The 15,885-nt window shown below is 60.6% G+C and carries 8 protein-coding genes and 1 tRNA gene; 6 read left to right on the top strand and 3 right to left on the bottom strand.

Annotated elements, in window-relative coordinates; translation table 11 throughout:
* Positions 1-94: 94 nt before the first annotated feature.
* The 3 genes from LPW11_RS20035 to LPW11_RS20025 all read right to left on the bottom strand — a co-directional run bounded on the left by LPW11_RS20035 (position 95) and on the right by LPW11_RS20025 (position 3,681).
* Positions 95-2,530 carry a PAS domain S-box protein gene (locus LPW11_RS20035; RefSeq protein ID WP_230995634.1) on the bottom strand — a complete coding sequence of 812 codons (2,436 nt, stop codon included), beginning with the start codon at positions 2,528-2,530 and terminating at the stop codon, positions 95-97.
* Positions 2,531-3,000: 470 nt separating this feature from the next.
* Positions 3,001-3,087: transfer RNA gene (locus LPW11_RS20030), tRNA-Leu, on the bottom strand.
* A gap of 105 nt (positions 3,088-3,192) precedes the next feature.
* A complete protein-coding gene (locus tag LPW11_RS20025) occupies positions 3,193-3,681 on the bottom strand; it encodes a ferritin-like domain-containing protein (protein ID WP_230995633.1) in 489 nt (162 codons plus the stop codon).
* Positions 3,682-3,923: 242 nt separating this feature from the next.
* On the opposite strand from LPW11_RS20025, the gene LPW11_RS20020 reads away from it, so the two are divergent.
* The 6 genes from LPW11_RS20020 to recD all read left to right on the top strand — a co-directional run bounded on the left by LPW11_RS20020 (position 3,924) and on the right by recD (position 15,777).
* Positions 3,924-4,286 (top strand): hypothetical protein, encoded by a 363-nt coding sequence (locus tag LPW11_RS20020; protein ID WP_230995632.1) that lies wholly within the window; start codon positions 3,924-3,926, stop codon positions 4,284-4,286.
* Between the two features lie 380 nt (positions 4,287-4,666).
* Positions 4,667-5,182 (top strand): MucR family transcriptional regulator, encoded by a 516-nt coding sequence (locus tag LPW11_RS20015; protein WP_230995631.1) that lies wholly within the window; start codon positions 4,667-4,669, stop codon positions 5,180-5,182.
* A 298-nt stretch (positions 5,183-5,480) separates the two neighbouring features.
* A complete protein-coding gene (locus LPW11_RS20010; RefSeq protein WP_230995630.1) occupies positions 5,481-5,882 on the top strand; it encodes an SseB family protein in 402 nt (133 codons plus the stop codon).
* A 740-nt stretch (positions 5,883-6,622) separates the two neighbouring features.
* Complete coding sequence (gene recC, locus LPW11_RS20005; RefSeq protein WP_230995629.1) at positions 6,623-9,802, top strand: exodeoxyribonuclease V subunit gamma; 3,180 nt, start codon at positions 6,623-6,625, stop codon at positions 9,800-9,802.
* 542 nt (positions 9,803-10,344) lie between these two features.
* A complete protein-coding gene (recB, locus tag LPW11_RS20000; RefSeq protein WP_230995628.1) occupies positions 10,345-13,950 on the top strand; it encodes an exodeoxyribonuclease V subunit beta in 3,606 nt (1,201 codons plus the stop codon).
* Between the two features lie 3 nt (positions 13,951-13,953).
* Positions 13,954-15,777: an exodeoxyribonuclease V subunit alpha gene (recD, locus tag LPW11_RS19995; RefSeq protein WP_230995627.1), complete on the top strand. Its 1,824-nt coding sequence runs from the start codon at positions 13,954-13,956 to the stop codon at positions 15,775-15,777.
* Positions 15,778-15,885: the final 108 nt, after the last annotated feature.

The following is a 15,885-nucleotide window of genomic DNA, read 5'->3' as shown; positions in this document are numbered from 1 at the left end:
TATCTGATCGTGTGATATTGAAAGTTGCTTTCATCTATATCCCCTGACGATCCCCTTGTCAAGCGGAATCCGGGGGGGTACACGCCTTCACCTCTCAGAATTCGATCCTGAACTGGGCGCCGCCCTCCACGTTCCTGGCGCTCAGCGTGCCGTTCATGCTCTTCTCCACGATGGTCTTGCACATGAAGAGGCCGACACCTGTTCCCTTGTCTGGCCCTTTGGTGGTGAAGTACGGTTCGAAGATCTTCTCGAGGACCCACCCCGGAATGCCCCCCGCATTGTCCGTGATGGTAACGACCGCCTTTCCCCCCTCCTCGAAAACGTCGATGGTGATGGTGGGATCGGGGACCCTGACGGAGGCGAAGGCATCCCGTGCGTTTATGAGTATGTTCATCAGCACCTGGGAGAACTCGTTCGGAAATCCCTCCACCTCAGGATCGGACGCCTTGTTCACCTCGACCTTTATCAGGGACACCTTGAGGCTCCCCTCCAGGAGGTTCAGCGCCTTCTCGATGCTCTCGGAGACCCTGAAGTAGACCTTTTCCTTCTCCGGCCTGAAGAAGTTCCGGAAATCATCGATCGTCTTGGACATGTGGTTGATGATCTCCATCGTCTTGTGGAAGTTTACGTCCGCCCCCTCTTTCGTTCCCTTCTCCGGGGCGTAGTAATAGTGCATCTCCTGGGCAAGGAGTCCGAGCGTGTTCAGGGGCTGGCGCCACTGGTGCGCGATGTTGCTTATCATCTCTCCCATGACCGCCTGCCTGCTCTGGACGATCAGCATCTTGTCCTTCTGGCGCAACTCGGCCACCGTCTCCTTCACGCGCAGTTCCAGCGTCTCCGCAAGCTGCTTGTACTTTAGCTCGCTCTCCTTGAGCGCGCGTTCCGCCGTGAGGCGCTCGGTTATGTCGAGGCAGACGATGAGGACATTGATGGTGCCGTTGAGGTCGTAGGTTGCCTGCCCCAGTTCCTCGACCCACAAGGTCCTCCCGCTTCTGCAGAGCTTCCGAAACTGCCATGTGTACACCTGCCCCGGGTTGGCGATGCACCGCTCGATCTGGCTGACGATGTCGGCGCGATCTTCGTGATGGAAGAAGAAGGAAATCTTCTGCCCTTCCATGTCCTCGACCGCGTACCCCAGCTGCCGTGCGGAGGCGGGATTCGCCGACACGATGGTCATGCTGGAGTCGACGGTGAATATCATGGTGGGGTTTTCGCGGTACAGCGTCCTGTAGCGGGCCTCGCTGAAGCGCAGCGCCTCCTCCGCCTTCTTCCGCTCCGTTATGTCCTCAACTACACCTACGTGATGCAGGAGCTTTCCGGTCTCGTCGTGCACGCCGCGCACCTGCACGACGATGCTGATGACTTCGCCGTTTTTGCGCGATATCAGCGCCTCGAACCTCTCCATGTGCCCCCCATCCTGAAGCACGGATGCAAGGGTGCAGGTTTTCTTCGTCTCCTCTATGGTATGCAGAAGGTCGCCGCAGGCGGCGAGAAGCTCCGCAGGAGATTCATATCCCAGCATGGCGGCGAGGGCGGGGTTGACGTCGATGAGATGCCTCTGTGGCGAGGCATAGAAGATGCCGTCGACGGAGTTTTCAAAGATGCCGCGGTACTTCGCCTCTGCGAGCTTCAGTTCCTCGTCTGCGCGTACGCGCTCCGTCACGTCGCGGATCGCCGCGGTAATAAGGAGTTTGTCGTCAAGATAAAAGGGGCTGAGGCTTATATCGACCGGGAACTCGCTGCCGTCCTTGCGCAGGGCGTACAGCTGTTCACCGTTTTCTCCCATGGCGCGATATCGCGGCGCACTTTTGTAGCGCCCGACGTGAGAGGTATGATCATCGCGGTAGCGCCGCGGCATGAGAATAAGCATCGATTTGCCGAGCAACTCCTCCCTGCTGTAGCCGAAAAGGTGCTCTGTCTGTGCATTTACAATGACGATCGCCTCATCGCTGTCGACGATGACCATGGCGTCCGGCGCGGCATCCAGCAGCCCTTTCAACCTCTCGGTGCTGTAGATGTTCTCCAGCGCTACCGCACTCTGGGCGGCGATGATCTCGAGGATAAGGATGCGATCTTCATCGAAGGCCCCAGCTGCACGGTCATTTTCCAGGTAGAGCACGCCGAGGGTGGAGTCATCCCTCACGATCGGGATGCAGGCAAAGGAGCCCCCCTTTTTTCTGGAGAAATAGTCATCTTCGGAAAAAAGGTGGGGACGGGAGGTGTCATCGATCACGACCTTCTGCTTCGATCCCCTCGCAAAGTCCACCGCCGCAAGCGGCAAGACGGTGGGGGAGGGGACGAAACTCTCCATCTGAACGCGGACCCTTTCCCGATCGGCAACAGCTGTTGCCGTTACCTGCAACTCACCCTTCTCCGCGAGCAGAAGGTAGCCGGTCAGCGCGCCGGAATCTTCGACCGCGAGCCTGATGACGGTGGCACAGAGCCCGACGACTGTCGCCTCCCTGGCGATGGCGTGGCACGCCGCTGCGACAGTGATGATATCCGGGTGTGCGTCCTCTTTTAAGCGCACGTTGCTACCTCACAAGACGGCATAGTCGCAGTAGACGGTGTGGTGTAAATGGGCGAGTTTTCGGCGCGGAGACGGCTCGGTTGCATGAGCACAGGGTGACGGGGAGGGTGTACTTTCCTGGGGGAGAGTTTATGGCAGGCAAGGAATGAATCCGGTTCAGCCATGGAAAAACCTCTTCACAATCTGCCAGATTGTCTAACACCCTCCTATTGTCGCATTTCTACAAAATTATATCGCGGTGCATGTGCCGCTGCGTGAAGACGGGGGGCAGCCGCCTGGAGAGCGTGCGAGGCAGGCGCCTTATGGGATGGAATGAGACCGGCCGGAATGGTGGGGCCGTTTCCCTTCCCTTTGGAGGGACAGGGTGGGGATGGGGCAGACTGTTGACAAGCCCGCCGAATCGATCGTGCCGTCGGCCAAGCTTCTCTTGAACAAAAAAAAGGGCCAGCAGTTAGCTGACCCTGAACTTTTGGTGCCGAAGACTGGAATCGAACCAGCACGAGGGAACCCTCACTAGAACCTGAATCTAGCGCGTCTACCAATTCCGCCACTCCGGCTTTGAGCGAAGAAATTTATATCATTCTCGTTACTTGTTGGCAAGAAAAAAAACTAACGTGCCGCGCGGGCGAGGCACGCGCCATACTCAAGCGAAGAGGGGACAACTACTCTCGCACGAAGATATCAATGTCCGATTCGTGCACCATCTTCATGATTCTCGCGTACTCCGACTCGATGGTCAGGTAGTGATTGCGAGTCTCATCGGCGTTGCGCTCAAAGACCGCCCTTACGGCATCATCCGTGAGCTTTGACGCAGTCTGCCGCAGCGTACTCTCCAGGTTCGATTCCCTTTCCATCGCCAGTTCCAGCGCGCGCTCTTCGGTGAAGTCGTCTCCGATCAGCTTCCTGATCGATCCAACCCATACGGAAGCGTATTCCGGCGGGGTTGCCATGAATCCGTCGAAGGAGGGGATGTCATTGCCGTGATACTCCCTGTAGAATTGGGCCGCGTGCTCTTTCTCCTCCTTGGCGAGCTGCTCGAAGAGACGCTTCGCTTCCGGATCTTTCATCTGCTCCGCGCCGATCTGGTAGAAGTTCATGGCATTCTTTTCAGTCTGGATCGCTGTCTTTATTGCTGCCTCGACGTCGTTCATAGCTTTCCTCCCGGGAGAATCGATGCTGGATGTTTACATTATAAGACGCAGGTGCTGTTGTCAATTAAAGCACTTTTCGTTCCGGTTCCCTTCGTCCTGGAATCGTTATATTTCAGGGCGGTTATGGCATGTGCCACGTTTGACATTACATCTGGGCGTTGATAGCGTTTAGGAGAGCGGGAGGCATTTCAAGTCCTTACCGCCTGAAAATCCACTGCAAAGGAGAAAGAAAGGAGACGCTCATGGACCGAATTACAAAGATGGCATTTACCCTGCTCTTCTCGGCGCTGCTGGCCGCCCCTGTTGCTGCCAATGCCGCCGAACGGAAAGGCGAAGTGGTGATGAAGGAAGGGGGGACGGTGCACCTTTTTCACAGCGGTACCTCCGATGTGAAGAAAGAGATCTGCCTCAACGACGTGATCCCGGTATACCGGGAGACGATGGCCGGCGGGCATACCACCAGCAGGAAGGTAGGGAAGGTAAAGGTATTGTCGTACGAGGGAGAGCACTACTTCGAGGCGCAGGTCCTGGAGGGAGAGGTTAAACCTGGCGACATCGTGAAGAAAAAGAGCGCTTCCTGCCTTATCTACACCCCGAATCAGTAATCCTGCCTTCCTTGGTACGGCTCCGGAACAGCGTCGTTCCGGGCTTTCCTTCCCACCACCAAGTCCAGCGCCCGAAGAAAACGCTTCCTCATGCCCAACTGTATAACATGGGTGTATACGGGATGGGATTGACAGCAACTGTCAAGTATCGAGCAGAGTCCCCTCATAGAGGATACTTTCTGTGCCTCTGTTTCTCACAGATGTGATTTTTTCACGATACCTCCCAGAGTGGAAGAGAGCCTCTGTCAGCGGGGCGTGACATAGAATCCTCAGAAGCAACTTCACAGTCTTCATCTATGCCTAAGGAAAAAAACTCATTGACAAGGGAAAGACCATCATTGAATATATTAAGAAAAATTTATGCATGGAGGGCTACGTTTATGTCGACGCTCGTTGAAGTGGCAGCGCAAGTAGTTTCTGCTCATGCGTCAAATTCGGCTATGACCACCGATGAACTCGTCGCTGAAATTGGAAGGGTATATGCTGCCCTTAGAAATCTTGAATCCGCCAACCTGTCTGATGATCCTGCAGAAAGGAGGACCGCGCTCACTGTCAAAGAGGCATTCCGGAAGCACGAAATCGTCTGTCTCGAGTGCGGCAAAGGTGGCTTCAAGACACTGTCGAGACATCTGCAGACCACCCACAAGATGAAACCGAAGGAGTACCGCAAGAAGCACGGCATCGATTCCAAGCAGTCGCTGGCAGCGAAGAGCTTCTCTGATGCGCGTCGTCAGATGGCGGCTGAGAAGGGGCTGGCCGATAATCTGGCGAAGGCCAGGGAAATCAGGGCAGCAAAGCTGAAAGCAAGGAAGGCGCCTCTGCAGCCGAAGCAGAAGGTGGTGAAAGCCAGAGTCGACCAGACGGCGACCTCGCTTCTTGCGACCGGAACGGAGTAGTCCCCCTCAAACCCCCTCTTTTTTACTAGCCTGCACCGCCGTCCCTTTCGAAAGGGACGCCTCGCCGAGGCGTCCCTGATACTCTCCTTTTTCCCCTCTCATTTTCCGCCACGCTCTTCCAGGTCAACCCACTCCAGGAGTGCGTCCACTCCGGTTCACGGAACCGACAGCCGCAGAATCTCGTTGTTTGACGCCTGAGTAAGTGATACTCTGCGGCGCCAGCGTCATGCCTGCGACAGGAAACTCCCAGAGTCAATCCGGCAGTACTCCCCAGTTATCCGAAAGGACCGCCCCCACGATGACCGAACTTGACAACGCCCTCGTCTCCCTGCGTGAGGACATGAACGACGCCGAGAGACAGTCGCAGTACTACGACCTTTTTCTCAACGCCACCTTCTTTGTTCCCACCATGGAGGACGATTCCGCTGACGCCGACCCATCCGCAGCCTGTCCCCTCGTCATCGAAGCCGGCGGCTCCGAATACCTCATGCTCTTTGACTCCGCCGACCGACTCTACGGCTGGGCAGGGTCGAAAGTGCCCCACGTGGAGGTCCCCGGATACCTTCTGGCATCGAGCACCATGGACCAGTTGCACTGGGCGCTGAACGTAGGCACCGACTTTTCCAAAAGCTTCCTCCCCGCAGAGATTGCCTGGCTCAAAGAAGTAGTGGAGAAGTGTGAGGCGGAGGCAGCGGAGTAGACAGTAGTGCCAGAAGGTTAGCCCACCTTCTGCAAACGCCAAGTGGCCGCGCTGGAGCGCAGGCATCTTGCCTGCGTTGGCGGCGCAGCCGCCACAGAATGCGCGGCTGGCGCCGCTGGACAGGCTGGAAGCCTATCCTCCAGGCCGGCTACAGCGGTTGGCGCCCGGGATCAAGCTTCTCCTTCAGCGGACGCCAGGTGGCCTCACGCTGGAGCGCAGGCATCCCTGCCTGCGTCGGCGGCGCAGCCGCCACACAATGCGCGGCTGGCGCCGCGGGACAGGCTGGGAAGCCTATCCTCCAGCGCGGGTTCAACTGTTTGTCCGCGGGGATCAAGCTTCTCCTTCTGCGGACGCCAGGTGGCCTCACGCTGGAGCGCAGGCATCCTTGCCTGCGTCGGCGGCGCAGCCGCCACAGATGACGCGGCTGGCGCCGCGGGACAGGCTGGAAGCCTATCCTCCAGCGCGGGTTCAACTGTTTGTCCGCGAGGATCAAGCTTCTCCTTCTGCGGACGCCAGGTCGCCTCACGCTGGAGCGCAGGCATCCCTGCCTGCGTTGGCGGCGCAGCCGCCACAGATGACACGGCTGGCGCCGCGGGACAGGCTGGAAGCCTATCCTCCAGCGCGGCTTCAACTGTTTGTCCCGGGTGGTTCATGCGACTTACTATGTCATTTCAGCGGATTCCCTTCGCTACACTTTGCTGCAGGATAAGAACGGACTGCCAGGAGAGGAGGACTCTCTCATGCCCCTAAAGATTTACACCAGCAACAGGATGGAGAACCTCGTCGACGCCCTCTCCGGCGTTCTCGCGAAACCATTGTCCTCCCCCTTTGCCCCCGAGTTCCTCGTGGTGCAGAGCAAGGGGATGGAGCGCTGGGCCGCTATGGAGTTGGCGAAGAGGCTCGGCATCTGGGCGAACTGCAAGTATTTCTTCCCCAAGGTCATGGTCTGGGAGCTCTTCAGAAAGACCCTTCCGAACCTGTCGGAAACTTCTTTCTTCAATCCCGACCTTATGGCGTGGAAGATCATGATGCTTCTTCCGCTCTTCCTCAACCGTCCTGAGTTCGCCCCCTTGAGGCACTACCTCCGGGACGACCGCGACGGATTGAAGCGCTTCCAGCTCGCGGGGAAGATTGCCGGCGTTTTCGAGGAATATACCGTCTTTCGCCCTGATCTCCTTCTCTCGTGGGAAGGTGCAGAAGGTGGCGACTGGCAGGAGATACTGTGGCGGGAGGTTGCCCGCTGCGGCAACGGCCAGCATCGTGCGAGGCTCAAGGAGGACTTCCTCAAGCTTCTGGCCGAGGGGGAGATCGGCCGCAACGCGCTGCCGGAGAGGATCACCGTCTTTGGCATCTCCTATCTGCCGAACTACCATATGGACCTGCTGGCGCAGGTCGCCGAGCACAGGGATGTTCATCTCTTCCTGCTGAGCCCCTGCCGCGAGTACTGGGTCGACATTGTCTCGGCCCGGGAAAAGGCGCGCCGAGCTCCTGAGGCGCGGGAGTATCTTGTGGAGGGAAACCCGCTCCTCGCTTCCCTTGGCAGACTGGCGCGCGATTTTTCCAACACGGTGATCTCCTGCGGCGCCGTTTCCGAAGATACCGACCTCTATGAGGACCCGGGGAGCGGGACCCTTCTGGCTGCCCTGCAGTCCGACGTCCTCAACCTGCGCGGCAGGGAAGGGGACCGGCCGCGGCGTACCATCGCACCGGATGACGCCTCCGTGCAGATCCACTCCTGCCACAGCCGCATGCGCGAGATCGAGGTGCTGCACGACAACCTCCTCTCCCTGCTGGATAAAGACCCCACCCTCAACTGCTGGGATATCGTGGTGATGACCACGGACATCGAGAGGTACGCGCCGTACATCTCCATGGTCTTCGACGGGTGCCAGGACCCCGCCAGAAGGATCCCCTTTTCCATCGCAGACCGCAACCTCTCAAGCCAGGGGGTGGTCGCCGCAGCGCTCCTAAAGCTCCTCGCTCTTCCGGGGACGCGACTCACGGTCACCAGCGTCTTCGACATCCTCGAGTCACTCCCTGTGCGGACCCGTTTCGACCTGGAGGCGCAGGAGCTCGATCTGGTGCGCTCCTGGATTGAAGACACCCGCATCCGTTGGGGAGTCGATGAGGAGCATCGCGCAGGGCTCGGGCTCCCGCCGTACCGGGACAATTCGTGGCGCGCCGGGCTCGACCGGCTCCTCCTGGGATATGCCATGCCGGAGGAGGGGCACCAGCTCTTCAACGGCATCCTCCCCTACGACGAGATGGAGGGGGGGAGCGCGGAGACGCTCGGGAAGTTTGCGGAGTTCGTCCGCCGCGTGGTGAAGCTCTGCGACATCCTCTGCCGGAAGCGCTCTCTCCGCGAGTGGGGAAGTGTCCTGAAGGAAATGATCGCCGACTTCGTGGAGACAGGCGACGACCTCGCGCACGAGGTCGCGACGGTGAACCGGATCGTCCAGTCGCTGGAGGAAGCCGCAGCGAGGACCTCCTTTGCAGAAGAGGTGGACCTCTCCGTCATCAGGTCGTGGATTTCCTCCCGCTTGAGCGAAGCCGAGCAGGGTGTCGGCTTCCTCACCGGCGGGGTGACCTTCTGCGCGATGGTGCCGATGCGATCGATCCCCTTTTCCGTGGTGGCGCTCGTCGGCATGAGCGACAACGCCTTCCCCCCCCAGAGCCGCTCCACCGGCTTCGATCTCATCGCGCAAGACCCGCAGCGCGGCGACCGGTCGGCGCGGGACGAGTACCGGTACCTCTTCCTGGAGTGCCTCCTCTCGGCCCGAAAATATCTGTACATGAGCTACGTGGGGCAAAGCATCAAGGACAACAGCACCATTCCACCGTCGGTGGTGGTAAGCGAATTCCTCGATGCCGTGGAGGGCTCCTTCGAGGCACCGGGACGAAAGGTCGAGGAGCGGCTGGTGACAAAGCACCGGCTGCAGGCATTCAGCCGAAGCTACTTCGACGGCTCCGGGCTCTTCAGCTACTCGACGGAAAACTGCGATGCAGTGAAGGAAGCCGCGGCAGCCGTCGCCTCCCGCACCGAATTCATCTCAGCGCCGCTCAAGGAGCCGCCGAGAGAGATGCGCGAGGTGGATCTGTTGCAGCTGGTGCGTTTTTTCGCCAATCCGGCGCGTTTTCTTCTGGAAAACCGGCTGGAGATAAGGCTCGAGGACGTGGCAACGCCCCTTCCTGAGCGAGAAGTCTTTGCGGTGGACGGGCTCGACGCATACGGGCTCAACCAGGAGCTCCTGGAAAAGAAGCTGGCTGGAGCAGAGCTCGATCCTTTCTGCACCATAGCGCGCTGCCGCGGTCTTCTCCCTCCTGCGCGCCATGGGGAAATCGTCTTTGCCGACGCCGTCGCGGAGGTTGAGTCGCTCGTGGAGAAGATCGAGGAGCAGTGTGCCGGGCAAAAGGAGCTTCCTCCCTTCGTTTTCGATGAGGTGCTGGGGGATTTCCGCCTTTCCGGGCGGGTAGGGGGAATCTGGAGCAAGCGAAAGATCGTGCACCGCTGCGCCAACCTGAAGGCAAAGGACGAGATCAAGGGGTGGATCGAGCACCTCGCGCTGAACGCATTTGCGCCGGAGGGGTACCCGCGGGAGAGTATCGTCATCATGAAAAATGCAGTGGTGACCTTCGCGCCGGTGGAGAACGCAGCAGAGCTTCTCGCCTCCCTTCTGGAGTGCTACTGGGAAGGGCTGAAGATGCCACTGCGCTTCTTTCCGACCTCCTCCATGGAATACGTCTGCCGAAACGGCGATGTGGAGATGGCCCGGAAGAAGTGGGAGACGGGGTTTTATAAGGGGGAGGAAGAGGATCCCCACTTCCAGCTCTGCTTCGGGCAGGAAGAGGACCCTCTGGACGAGAGCTTCGAGCGGCTGGCACAAGAGCTTCTGGGTCCTCTCGTGCAGCACAGGTCGTAAAGGCAAAATCACGAACCGCAAAGACGCAAAGGGCGCAAAGAAAGGCTGAACGCCCCCATGGGATGTACAACTCGTACAACACGTACAACACGTACAACTCGTTCCCAGGGTCATCCTGGGAACGCACCTGGGTGCAAAGCTCCGGCTTTGCATCCGCGTCAGCGGATAATCTATCGCTGTCGAAAGAGGCGAGGCTGAGCCTCGCGGGCAATTGCGTCCCCAAGCTGGAGCTTGGGAACGAGTAGACAACTCGTTCCCAGGGTCATCTTGGGAACGCACCTGGGTGCAAAGCTCCGGCTTTGCATCCGCGTGAGCGGTGGGTCGCTGGCGCAATAGGCGAGGCTGGGCCTCGCTGGCAATTCCGTCCCCAAGCTGGAGCTTGGGAACGAGTTTGAGAACGCAACAGAAGGCGTAGTCCGGGGACGACGAGATGTACATGTCCGACCTGTAGGCCGGGATAAGCCGCAAGGCGTTCCCGGCATGACAGAGCCGATCCGGGAGGTCCCGCCGGAATGCGCCACTACTCCTTAAGGCAGGGTGCCATGAAAGAGCTCGATCACCTACATATTGACCTCTCCGGCAGGAATCTCATCGAGGCGAGCGCCGGGACGGGGAAGACGTACGCCATCGCCTGCCTGTACCTGCGCCTCCTTGTGGAGCTCGATCTCCCGCCGGAAAAGATCCTCGTGGTGACCTACACGGAGGCCGCCACGGAGGAGCTTCGCGGCCGTATCCGCGCCCGTATCCGCGAGGCCCTCTCCGTTTTCGACGGAGCCGCCACCGATGACCTCTTCCTCTCCGGACTGGCGCAGAACGCCAGCGGCAAGGGACCGTGTCCGGAGGTCGCACGCGACCGGCTCGACCGCGCCCTCAAATCGTTCGACCTCGCCTCCATTTTCACCATACACGGCTTCTGCCTCAGGGCTCTGCAGGATAACGCCTTCGAGAGCGGCTCTCTCTACGATACGGAGCTCGTCACAGACCAGTCCGATCTCCTGCAGGAGATTGTCGATGACTTCTGGCGCAGCCACTTCTTTGCCGACCCTGCACCTCTTTTGAGCTATGCCCTCCGCAAAGGTCTTTCCCCACCCTACTTCGTCGGCTTCCTCAAAGGTATGCTCGGGAACCCGAAGCTGGAGGTGGTGCCGCATTTCGATCTGGCCGGGCTTCCAGCGCTCGAGACGGAGTGTCGGGAGGCATTTGCGGCAGTGGCGGCTCTGTGGCAGGGGGCGCACGAAGAGGTCAGGGAGCTCCTGGAGACGCACAAGGGGCTCTCCCGCGCGCAGGGGAAATATCATCCCGACTCCCTCCCCGAGCTTTTCGACGCGATGGAGTGCTACCTGCGCGGGGCGCAGCCGTACGAGGTTTGCGCGGGCTTCGAGAAGTTCACCGTGAGCGGCATCCTGGCAGGCAAAAAGCCGAGCGGAGCCGCTCCTGAGCACCGTTTCTTCGAGCGTTGCGAGGAGCTACTGACCATTCTCGAGCGCAGATTCCTCGCGCTGAAGTGCGAGCTTCTGGACTTTGCCCGCGAACGCCTTCCGGCACGGAAGAGAGAGCGCAACGTCCGCTGTTTCGACGACCTCCTCACCTCCCTCTACGATGCGCTCAAGAGCGAGAGGGGCGCCGACCTGGCCCTTGCCCTGCGCCAAAAGTACCGCGCCGCGCTTATCGACGAGTTCCAGGACACGGACCCGGTGCAGTTCGACATCTTTCGCACCATCTACTCGGACGCCGACTCACCCCTCTTTCTGATCGGCGATCCGAAGCAGGCGATCTACAGCTTTCGCGGTGCGGACATCTTCGCCTACCTAGAGGCGGCCGCCGATGTGGAGGAAGAGCGCCGCTTTACCCTCACCAGCAACTGGCGCTCTACTCCGCGCCTCCTCGATGCCTTCAATACCGTCTTTGAAGACGACCTCCGTCCCTTCATCTTCGGCCAGATCTCCTACCATCCGGTGAAGTACGGGAAGAAGGAAGGGGGGGACCGCCTGGTCCTCCCCGACGCCGACGACGCGCCGCTGCAGCTTTGGCATCTCCCGGAGGTGCACAACGGCAGGGAAGTGAATGTGGGGGTGGCAAACGACATCGTCCCCGGAGCGGTCGCCGCCGAGATCGCACGCCTTCTGAGGGATGGAGCGCAGGGAAAGGCGCTCATCGGAGAAAAGCCCCTTCTTCCTGAACACATCGCAGTCATCGTGCGCAGCCACCGGCAGGCCGCCTGCATGCAGGAGGCGCTCTCCGCGCTCTCCATTCCGAGCGTCATGCGCAGCGACAAGAGCGTTCTCACCAGCCGCGAGGCGCGCGAGCTCTGTACCCTTCTCGCCGCGCTCGCATCTCCGGGGAGCGAGCCGAAGGTGCGCGCCGCGCTCGTCATCGACATCCTCGGGGTGAGCGGCGACGGCATCGCGGAACTTCTGGAGGACGAGCCTCGCTGGGAAGAGTGGCTGGCGAGGTTTCGCGAGTACCACCAGCTCTGGGTCGAGCGCGGATTCATGGTCATGGTGCAGGCGCTTATGTCGAGGGAAGGGGTGCGCGGAAGGCTCCTTGCCAGGAGCGACGGCGAGAGGCGACTCACCAACCTCCTGCACTGCTTCGAGATTCTGCACGCCGCCACCCAGGAGAGGAGTCTCGGCGCGGAGGGTGCCGTCACCTGGTTCGGGGAGCGGATAAGCGCGGAGGATGCCGCGGAGGAGTACCAGATCCGCCTGGAGACCGACGAGAAGGCGGTGAAGATCCTCACCATCCACGTCAGCAAGGGGCTGGAGTACCCCGTCGTCTTTTGCCCCTTCCTGTGGGGGGGGATCCGCTCCGGCGACGAGATCATCACCTTCCACGACGATTACCGCCTCATCAAGGACTTCGGCTCACCCGATCGCTCCCGCAACGAGCTCCTGGCGCAGAAGGAGTCCCTCGCGGAGAACCTGCGCCTCCTCTATGTGGCGCTTACCCGGGCCAAGTTTCGCTGCTATGTCGTTGGCGGGAGGATTGCCGACAAGACCGGGCGCAACCGGCCGGAGACCTCCCCCCTTGCCTATCTTTTCCATGCCTCCACCGAGACGCGCACCTCAACCGACGTGGTGGGGAGCCTCGCGAGAGAGGTAAAGAAGCTCTCCTGTGCCGGTATGGTGCAGCAGCTCCGGGACGTGGCGGGGCGCAATCCGGGGGCGATCTCCGTCTCCCCCTTGCCCGAGCCGGATGCGGAGCCTTTCTCTCCCATGAAGGGGGGTGAGGAGGCGTTCAGCGCGCTTTCCTTCAGCCGTCACATCGACCGCGACTGGCGCGTTTCCAGCTTTACCTCCTTTGCGGCGCACGACGGGGGCGCGGAACTTCCGGACCGCGACCAGAGCGGCGAGGGTGAGGCGCAGATTCCCGCCGCCCCTCCTCCGGAGCCGCAGGGGATGAGCATCTTTACCTTCCCGCGCGGCGCCCGCGCCGGTATCTTCCTGCACGAGATATTCGAGAAGCTCGATTTTGCCGGAGCTTCCGAGGAGAAGACGGCGGATCTGGTGCGGACATGCCTCGAGGCGCATCACTTCAGCGACGAGTGGGCTCCGTCCATCAGCTCCATGGTGCGAAACGTGGTGACGGCCCCCCTTGCCGCCCCGGGGGGTACTTTTTCCCTCTCCGACCTCCAGCAGGACAAATGGCTGAGCGAGCTCGAGTTTTTCTTTCCATTGCGCTTTGTTACCTCCGGGAACCTGAAGAGCTACTTCCAGAAATGGAGCGGACAGCACCGTGCGGTGGACCTCCTCGCCCTTTGCTCCCAGCTGAGGTTTCGCCCCGCAAAGGGGATGGTGCGGGGCTTCATCGACCTTGTCTTCGAGCACGACGGGCGCTTCTACCTCGTGGACTGGAAGTCCAACCACCTGGGTAACCAGGTGGAGGATTACCGCCCCGAGCGTCTGGCCGGTGCCATGGAGCAGAAGCTCTACCCCCTGCAGTACCTGCTGTACACCGTGGCGCTGAACCGTTTCCTGAAGCTCCGCGTACCGGGCTACAGCTACGAGAGCCACTTCGGTGGAGTCCTCTACTTCTTCCTGCGCGGCGTGCGGAAGGACCGCGGTGAGGAATTCGGCATCTTCAGGGATACGCCGCCGCGGGAGATGATCGACGAGCTGACAAGTTGCCTCATCGAGGCCGGAGGGTAAGCGGTGAACACACCTTTTGTACTCAATGCCACCGACAGGCACTTTGCCGATTTCATTGCCAGGGAGGCGGGGTCGGCAAGCCCGTGGCTCTGGCACGCCGTCTCCCTCGCCAGCAACGCCGTCGCCGGAGGCAATATCTGCCTCAACCTCGGCGACATCGCAGGCGCGGAGATCGAGGTCGACGGGGAACTCTATCCTGTCCCGTCGCTGGAAGAGCTGCGGGGGCACCTCTCGCAGACTTCGGTCGTGGGCTCTCCGGGAGAGTTTCGCCCCCTCGTCCTTGACGAGGACGGGCGGCTTTACCTGTACCGGTACTGGAAATACGAGCGGGATCTGGTGCGGGTCATCAGGGAAAAGTCGGCCTGCCTGGAGGACGGGGTCGACGAGCCACTTCTCGCCGCCGGTGTGGGCAGGCTTTTCCCCGCGTCGCCGGGGGAGGTGGACTGGCAGAAGCTCACAGCCCTTGCCGCGGTAAGAAAGAGGTTCAGCGTCATCTCCGGAGGGCCCGGCACCGGGAAGACCTCCACCGTCGTGAAGATCCTTGCGCTTCTCCTTGAGCAGGCGGCGGGAAAGAAGGTGCGCATCGCCCTTGCCGCGCCGACCGGAAAGGCTGCTGCGCGTCTGAAGGATTCGATCCGGGGGATGAAGGAGAAGCTCGACACGAGCGCCGAGATCAGGGCGCTCATACCGGAGGAGGTCAGCACCATCCACCGTCTCCTGGGGGTGCGCGCGGGCTCCTTCCGCTTTCGCCACTCCGAGGATAACCCGCTCCCCTTCGACGTCGTCATCATCGACGAGGCATCGATGGTCGCCTTGCCGCTCATGGCGAAGCTCGCTACAGCTCTGAAGCCTGACGCTCGTTTTATCCTTTTGGGCGACAGGGATCAGCTCGCGTCGGTGGAGGCGGGGGCTGCGCTTGGGGATATCTGCGGCGGCGGGCGGCGGGAGCCGTTCTCTGAAGCATTCTCAGCCTTTGCCGAGCGCGTTGCCGGGGAGGTCCTGCCCCCCTACGAACCGGGATCGTGCCTCACCGATTCCCTCGTCGTCCTGAAGAAAAATTACCGCTTCGGCTCCGAAAGCGGTATCGGAGCGTCGGCCCGCGCAGTAAATGCAGGGGAGGGGAGGAGCGCGCTCTCCCTTTTGCGGGAAGGTCGAGATGATGTGAGGTGGCAGGCCGTCCCCGCGCCGGAGCGGCTCAAGAAATCGCTGACCGAGCAGGTCATCACCGGCTATCGCGGGTACCTCTGCGCCTCCACTGCCGAGGAAGCGCTGCGGCGCTTCGACTCATTCCGCATCCTGTGCGCGCTGCGTCAGGGTCCGTACGGGGTGACAGGGATGAACGATCTCGTGGAGGAGATCCTCTCCGAAAAAGGGTTGATCCAAAAGGGGAGCCGCTGGTACAGCGGCAGGCCGATCATGATCACGGTGAACGACTACAACCTGAAGCTCTTCAACGGAGACATCGGGATTGTCCTGCCCGACCAGGAAGGGGAGGGGGCGCTGCGCGTCTTCTTTCCGTCACCCGATGGAGGGGTGCGCAAGGTCTCGCCGGTGCGCCTCCCCGCGCACGACACGGTCTTTGCCATGACGGTACACAAGAGCCAGGGATCAGAGTTCGACAAGGTCCTCATGGTCCTCCCCGCCCACGAGACTGAGGCGCTGACCCGGGAACTCATCTACACCGGAATAACCAGGGCAAAGAGCTCTGTGGAGATCTGGGGGGACGAGGAGGTTTTTCTGGGGGCGGTTTCGCGCAAGGTCGACCGCAAATCTGGTCTGAGGGACGCGCTGTGGACGGTAGCGGAGGGTGCCGAAATAGTTTCATGAATAAGCTAAAGCCGCTGTCGATTCTGTCGATACCATACACGAACCTTCTTCGCGTTTTTCCGGAATTCGACCTCCGGTTGCTGCACAGGCTTTGCATCAGATGACATT

Source organism: Geomonas sp. RF6 (assembly GCF_021044625.1).
GTDB lineage: Bacteria > Desulfobacterota > Desulfuromonadia > Geobacterales > Geobacteraceae > RF6.
This window is presented reverse-complemented; position numbering and strand designations above follow the sequence as displayed.